Annotated in this window: 1 protein-coding gene; it reads right to left on the minus strand. The window is 54.2% G+C overall.

From position 1 onward, the window contains the following. Positions 1–660 (minus strand): condensation domain-containing protein (locus ACFRCG_RS48715; RefSeq protein WP_380043117.1); only part of this gene is annotated, 660 nt, incomplete at both ends.

The raw sequence follows: 660 nt of genomic DNA on the forward strand, positions 1-660 counted from the left end.
CCTCTGTTGTATTGAATGACGTCTTCCTGTCCCTCACGGTAGACCATACGGAGCGCGTCATGATGCTCGATCAGCGCCTGCAATGTTTTCTCCACCCGTTCAGGATCAAAGCCCTTCTTGGCGTGAAGCATCACCGATTGGTTCCAGTGGTGCTTGTTCGTGAAGTTCTTTTCAAAGAACCAGCGCTGGATCGGCGTCAGGATGACTTCGCCCTCCACCGGGCCTTGGTCTGCCTGTTTGCCTTCGGCACGCTCTACATATTGGGTAAGCTCCTCGATCGTCGGATGCTGGAAGAGATCTTTCATTTCCAGCTTCCAGCCGTGCTGATTCAAGCGGCTCGCCATTTGAATTCCTTTGATGGAATCTCCGCCAAGCGAGAAGAAATTGTCGGTGACACCGACTTCAGACATTCCAAGCACGTCCTGCCAGATGCCGGCAAGCAGCTCTTCCATGTCGGTCGTCGGCGCTTTGTATTCTCCGCTTCCCGCTTCGATGTCCGGCTCAGGCAAGGCTTTGCGGTCGACTTTGCCGTTTGCCGTAACCGGAAGCTCGTTCAGCGTCACCCAGAACGCCGGGATCATGTAATCCGGCAGGGTTTCCTTTAGTGCTGATTTTAGTGCTTCTATGTCAGCTGTTTCCGGTGTGACATACGCCGCGATC

Source organism: Embleya sp. NPDC056575 (assembly GCF_042793325.1).
GTDB lineage: Bacteria > Actinomycetota > Actinomycetes > Streptomycetales > Streptomycetaceae > Embleya.